Consider the following 3,758-nt stretch of genomic DNA (forward strand, 5'->3'; position numbering starts at 1 on the left):
AATCACTATGGTGTTATTGGATTAAGGCGTCGTCCCAGAGGGAGACGACCGTTAATGGCCAAGAAAAAGAAGAACCAAACAGCCTTTTAATGACTGCCTGATTCTATTCATTTACTCTCTATCAACAGGATTTGACAAAGAGCCGTTAAACATGACTAGTTTTTATCTTTATAATTTATTTTTATTAACAATTAAATTAGAATCTTGCCATACCTAATGCATGTTGAGCAGCTAGGTTAAGCAAACTCCATTGACGGTCAAATCCTGGTTGGAAGAAGAAGTCTTGTTCAGCCAAGTCTTCCAAGCGCATCTTATGACTAATTGCCAAAGCTAAAACATTGCCTTGAGCAGTAATATCATACTTAGAAAGGACAGCACCGCCTAAGATTTGGTGAGTATATGGATTAAAGGTTAAGCTGACATATACCTTAGGATTATCTGCTTCTGGGACATAAGCTGGACGCATATGATCTTCATAGAAGCTAGTTTGATAATCAAGCTTATTCTTAGCAGCTGAAAACTTATTTAATCCCGCAGTAGCGAAGTGATAGTCAAAGACGCTAAGAGCTGAAGCACCGATAACACCCTTGAAAGCGCGATCTGGCTTATCTTCAAAGATATGATCAACCACATATTGTGCTTCTCTTCTAGCAGTAGTAGCTAAAGCAATTGGCATTGGCTTACCTGCTGGAATAGAAAGTGGCAAAATTGCATCTCCAATAGCGTAAACGTCTTTAACATTCGTTCTCAAGTATGGATCAGTCTTAATCCAGCCTCTTTGATCTAAATCAACTGTGTCCTTTAGCCAATCAGTATTAGGAGTTACCCCTGCTGAAACAACAACCAAGTCAGCTGGTATATCGCCTTGATCGGTCTTGACGCTTTCAACTTTTTCATTACCGTTGAAGCCTTCAATTTTAACGCCCATCTTCAAGTCCATATTCTTCTTAAAGGTAGGTTCCAAAACATCAAGCAATTCAGGGTTCAAGTAAGTTCCTAATGGACGATCAATCATGTCCATTAAAGTTACATGCTTGCCAGCTTTAGCAAATACTTCACTAGCTTCAGTACCAATATAACCAGCACCAACAATAGCAACATTCTTAATTGCTGGATTGTTAACAGCACTCATTAACTTAGAAGCCCAATCACGTCCACGCATTAAATAGATATTCTTAAGATCATTGCCAGGTACTGGTAAAAACTTTGGCGTTACACCTGATGAAAGAATTAACTTATCATATTGAACTTCTTCTTCAGAATTATTGGTTAAATCCTTAACTGTTACTGTCTTATGTTCAGGATGAATCGCGGTTACTTCATGGTTGGCATAAACATGACCGCCCTTCTTTTCAACATCTTCAGGAGCAAAGTTTCTGACGTCATCTTCAGCCGTAACTTTATTTTCTAAGTATAATTGCATACCACAGGACATAAATGAAATAAAGTCGCCAGCTTCATAAACAGTTACATCTACATCATTATATTTATCCAACAGCTCAATTGCTGATTCATGACCACCATGTGAAGCACCAACAATTACAATTTTACGTTTATCCATAAAATCCTCCTAACACAATAGTTTCTTCATTACATTTTCAAGGGTAACACTTATTACTTAATGTCTATCATATTTTGCTCAATAAATTGATTAAAAATAAAAGTTTGGAGTTGACGCTCCAAACTTTTTTGCTATATCTTCTGCTCAACATCATGAATCTTCACAACTAATACAGTGCGAATCCAATCAAATTGGGCTTTCATTTGGTCAAAATATGCGCCTTCATTAATGAATTGACCACTGCCATGAATATGATAACCGCGACCCATTCCAGCGGTTCCTGAATAATTGTAAGAACCAATCGTAATGATCAGTTCATGTTTTGGATCTTTTTCAAAATCTTGTTCAATCGAGTGCATCCCCGCAGCTGGAATCAAAATTATATCATCAGAAACCACGTTAATATATTGTGACCAAGTATTAACTACGCTAGCTGGATTACCATTAATCGAGACAATCGTTGCCGGCCCTTTGTCTTGTAAAACATCTAAAAAATCTTCGTTCATTATTTTTGTCATGATTTTTACCTCCTATGTTCTGCTATTCAACTATATTCCTAAACACCGCCAAGTTATGACAGAATTTCTTATTCAGCTGCTTCGTCATGGATTCCGTAAGCACGCACTTCGCATGAACGTTCAGGGAACTGTGCCTTCATTGCGTAAACCAGTGTTTACTGAATGGCAAGTTCTGATTCCAAATACAAAAGAACAAAAACCAATTTCTTACTTGCTGCGGTGTCTGGATAAAACTATCGCTCTTCATCAGCGTAAGCTTGAAAAACTCCAAGAACTTAAAAAAGGGTATCTACAAAAGATGTTTTGCTGATTCTTAATTTGATCAAATTTAGGATCCTATGAAACCCCATGACTTAATTTTTACTGTGCTTGGTCAATACTTAATTCACTTGTATAATGGATTACGCAGGAAGTTTTAAGGGCGGTGGCTGTCTTTTCCCTTGCGAGGTGAGGCCCATGGGAACATGGAATAATCTTCAGGAAGGTTTCACAGTCAATGAGCGTCTTCCAGACACTCTCGTTGATGTTGCTGTTTGGCACGTTTTTAATCGCGCTTCTCAGCTATATCGACAAGCACCACAAATAAAAAAGCCGCCCCGATTATAACTTTGGCGAGTTACGGGACGACATTAATATAGTTTTGTAATTATGCCACCGCCTTTGAAGCGGCTTGCGTGGGAAGTCCTGTTTTCGGCGGGGCTTCCTTTTTCTGTCTCCATTATAGCATGCCCTTTAAAAACTGGCTAACGTTTTAAACTTTGATCAAGTTCGGATTCGGGTTGTTTGATTTCCGGATTCTGTTCAGCAAATGCTTGCAGCTGTTTTTGTGTTCGATTACTGATTTCATGGTGTATATCATTTAGTTTATTCTTTAGTTCTGATTTTTGTTGTGGGTTCCTTGCTTGCTGAACTTGTCGTTGCAAACTTGATATAACTGATTAAGCGCTCGGGCTGATAGCTTTTTTATTTTACATTTGAATTACAAGTACATACCCCCATCTTCATGCCGGTTCCGGGTTTGGTGTTGCCGCTGCTTTTTCGTCATTTCCCACTCAGTCTCTTTTAAGCCGCGTGCCTGTTTTTGTCGTTCGTAATCTTCATCACGAGCATATAGGGCGGTCATGATTGCGTTACTAAAGGCCGTCTTTAAGTAGTAGCTTGGACTAACTGGCTTGTAATTTAGCGGTTGATAATGTCCAATATTTACTTTTCTATACTGGTCGTCCTTGGCTTGTTGCCCTTTTAACTGCTTTTGGATTTTCTCGATCTGACTGTTCTTAATCGTCGGATCGGCTTTGCATTCGCCAAAAAAGAGTTGTTTAGTGCCATCATGCTTTAAAACCCGTTGTAAGTGATGATTTTCTAACTGATCTAAGCTAAGCTGTCCCGATAAATAAGCTAGTCCTTGTTGATGTTCTTGGGGACTGAACACCTGTGGTGGATTTGCTTGCCACTGTTCAATTGCTTCAGCCTGACATGGCTTTAAAACAGGATCATAGTACATCACGGCTGTATAGGCTTGTTCCTGTTTAATCATTGGTAATTCATTAAAATTGCCGTTAGGAAAAGCTCTTCTTAAAACTTCCTGGTATTGGGTTTGAATAACTTGCTTAACAGCCATGATTGTTCGCAAATCTTTGACTGCGCGAGTAATCTTTTGCTGCTCGGTTGGTGAATAC

4 protein-coding genes and 2 pseudogenes are annotated in these 3,758 nt (G+C 38.8%); 2 read left to right on the top strand and 4 right to left on the bottom strand.

Translation table 11 applies throughout. The features are described from left to right. Positions 1-196 precede the first annotated feature (196 nt). Positions 197-1,561 carry an NAD(P)/FAD-dependent oxidoreductase gene (locus tag FHL06_RS12075; protein WP_046041507.1) on the bottom strand — a complete coding sequence of 455 codons (1,365 nt, stop codon included), beginning with the start codon at positions 1,559-1,561 and terminating at the stop codon, positions 197-199. Between the two features lie 131 nt (positions 1,562-1,692). Next, a complete protein-coding gene (locus FHL06_RS12080; protein WP_035454452.1) occupies positions 1,693-2,079 on the bottom strand; it encodes a hypothetical protein in 387 nt (128 codons plus the stop codon). Here FHL06_RS12080 and FHL06_RS12085 point away from each other — a divergent pair. Continuing rightward, on the top strand, positions 2,078-2,389 hold the full coding sequence (locus FHL06_RS12085) for a restriction endonuclease subunit S (RefSeq protein ID WP_125594020.1): 312 nt from the start codon (positions 2,078-2,080) through the stop codon (positions 2,387-2,389). The two genes, FHL06_RS12080 and FHL06_RS12085, sit on opposite strands and share 2 nt — an antisense overlap. A gap of 213 nt (positions 2,390-2,602) precedes the next feature. Next, complete coding sequence (locus tag FHL06_RS15030; protein ID WP_222843308.1) at positions 2,603-2,665, top strand: putative holin-like toxin; 63 nt, start codon at positions 2,603-2,605, stop codon at positions 2,663-2,665. Positions 2,666-2,822: 157 nt separating this feature from the next. Here FHL06_RS15030 and FHL06_RS15035 read toward each other — a convergent pair. Next, positions 2,823-3,046: pseudogene (locus tag FHL06_RS15035) on the bottom strand (hypothetical protein); the annotation flags it as partial. 12 nt (positions 3,047-3,058) lie between these two features. Next, positions 3,059-3,758 (bottom strand): annotated as a pseudogene (locus tag FHL06_RS12100) (MobQ family relaxase); the annotation flags it as partial.

The organism is Companilactobacillus halodurans (assembly GCF_009600985.1).
GTDB classification, from domain to species: Bacteria; Bacillota; Bacilli; order Lactobacillales; family Lactobacillaceae; genus Companilactobacillus; species Companilactobacillus halodurans.

What these genes read in the sequence shown, in the direction of transcription:
- FHL06_RS12075 (WP_046041507.1), bottom strand. Translation starts at nt 1,561, where the DNA reads ATGGATAAACGTAAAATTGTAATTGTTGGTGCTTCACATGGTGGTCAT.
- FHL06_RS12080 (WP_035454452.1), bottom strand. Translation starts at nt 2,079, where the DNA reads ATGACAAAAATAATGAACGAAGATTTTTTAGATGTTTTACAAGACAAA.
- FHL06_RS12085 (WP_125594020.1), top strand. Translation starts at nt 2,078, where the DNA reads ATGATTTTTACCTCCTATGTTCTGCTATTCAACTATATTCCTAAACAC.